Source organism: Mesorhizobium silamurunense, from assembly GCF_014843905.1.
Taxonomy (GTDB): domain Bacteria; phylum Pseudomonadota; class Alphaproteobacteria; order Rhizobiales; family Rhizobiaceae; genus Mesorhizobium; species Mesorhizobium silamurunense.
This window is the reverse complement of the sequence record NZ_LPVS01000221.1, coordinates 1-1,762: the sequence shown is the minus strand read 5'-3', so window position 1 is coordinate 1,762 and position 1,762 is coordinate 1. Positions and strand designations below refer to the sequence as shown.

Genomic DNA, 1,762 nt, shown 5'->3' with positions numbered 1-1,762 from the left:
GTAACCGCCCGATTGTCACCGCCTGCCTGACATCGTCGTGATGGCCTATGACACGTGTTTAACGACGTCGTTTGCGACGTGTCTTGTGCGAGGTTTGCGATGCGTGTCGAGATTCTTGGTGCGGAACGGCGTCGTCGCTGGGGTGATAAGAAGAAGCTCGACATCGTCATGTCGGTTGGAATTGAGGGGGCGACTGTAACTGAGGTTGCCGACCGGCATGATGTGACGCGGCAACAGATTTACACCTGGCGGCGAGAACTGAGGAGGAAGGGGCTTCTGTTGCCGTCGGCGGGTCCCATGTTCCTTCCCGTGGACATGCCCGTGGCGCAGAGCGAACCCCGTATGGGCAAAGGCACCGACAGATTCTCAGCGCTGGTCGAATTGCAACTATGCTGTGGGCGGAACCTGCGCTTTGACAGAGAGATCGATACAGCCACTCTGACTCGGCTTATCCATGCGGTTGAGGCAGCATGATCGGACCGGGAACTGGGGTTCGGGTGTACCTTGCCTGCGGGTTCACGGACATGCGCAAAGGGATCGAGGGTTTGGCTGCACTGACGCAGGATGTGTTGCGCCAGAAGCCGACGGGAGGCGCGGTCTTCGCCTTTCGGGGAAGGCGTGGCGACCGTTTGAAGCTACTTTATTTTGATGGCCAGGGGTTCTGTCTTTATTACAAGGTCTTGCAGAAAGGTCGCTTTCCGTGGCCGTCGGCGGCCGACGGGACGGCCCGGCTGACGTCAGCGCAAATGGCGATGTTATGGGAAGGAATTGACTGGCGACGCCCCAATTGGGGTGCGCCGCCGGCGCGTGTCGGGTGATTTATCTCTCTGAATCTAATGGTTTTTATGGTTACTCGCCCTGACTTATGGTAGTCAGGTGCATGTCGAATGTCGCCGAAAATCTTCCAGACGATCCCGCCTTTCTGAAGGCGATGATCGCCGCCTTGCAGGCGGAAAATGCGAAGATGTCGGCGACGTTGCAGGCGCATGACCAGTTGATCCAGGCCTTGCGGCTGCGCATTGCCCGGCTGAAGAAACAGGTCTTCGGCAAGTCTTCGGAAAAGATCGAGCGGGAAATCCAGCAGCTGGAACTGGCGCTGGAGGATCTTTTGATCGCCGCGGCGGAGAGCAATGCCGGGCCAATCAATGAGGCCGACGAGGCAGCGTCTGTCGCGCCTATGACGAACGCGCCTGAAAGGATCACGCGCCGTCGTCCGCGCGTATCGCACAAGGCAGTTCGCGAGCGCAGGGAACTCGATCCCGGCGCCTGCTGCCCCGCCTGTGGCGGCGAACTACGTCTTGTGGGCGAAGACGTAAGCGAAATCCTCGACATGATCGCCGCGCAGATGAAGGTCATCGAGGTCGCCCGGTTGAAGAAATCCTGCCGCTGCTGCGAAAAGATGGTGCAGTTGCCTGCGCCCAGCCGTCCGATACCAGCCAGCATGGCGGGCGCCGGCCTTCTGGCTTACATCCTGGTCTCGAAGTTCGACGATCACCTGCCACTGTATCGCCTTCACGAAATCTTCGCCCGCATGGGTGCCGACATCCCCGACAGCACGCTGGTCGATTGGTGCGGTCGCGCCATGCAGGTGCTTCAGCCCCTGATCGAGCGGATCGGAACCGTGATCATGGCCAGCGACCTTCTCCATGCCGACGATACCCCGATCCGGGTGCTGGATCGCTCCATGCAGGACAAAGGGCTGGGGAAAGGCGTAAAGAAAGGCAGGATCTGGACGTATGTCCGCGATCAACGCCCATGGGCG

General features: G+C 59.8%; 3 protein-coding genes. All 3 read left to right on the top strand.

Features of this window, described 5'->3' with window-relative positions; genetic code table 11:
* Window positions 1-99: 99 nt before the first annotated feature.
* Window positions 100-474, top strand: coding sequence for an IS66-like element accessory protein TnpA (gene tnpA, locus AU465_RS33185; RefSeq protein WP_192257248.1), 375 nt, complete (start codon window positions 100-102; stop codon window positions 472-474).
* Window positions 471-818 (top strand): IS66 family insertion sequence element accessory protein TnpB, encoded by a 348-nt coding sequence (tnpB, locus tag AU465_RS33180; protein WP_023778341.1) that lies wholly within the window; start codon window positions 471-473, stop codon window positions 816-818. Before tnpA ends, tnpB begins: the two co-directional genes overlap by 4 nt.
* A gap of 62 nt (window positions 819-880) precedes the next feature.
* Window positions 881-1,762 (top strand): IS66 family transposase (locus AU465_RS33175; protein ID WP_192257246.1); only part of this gene is annotated, 882 nt, incomplete at its 3' end.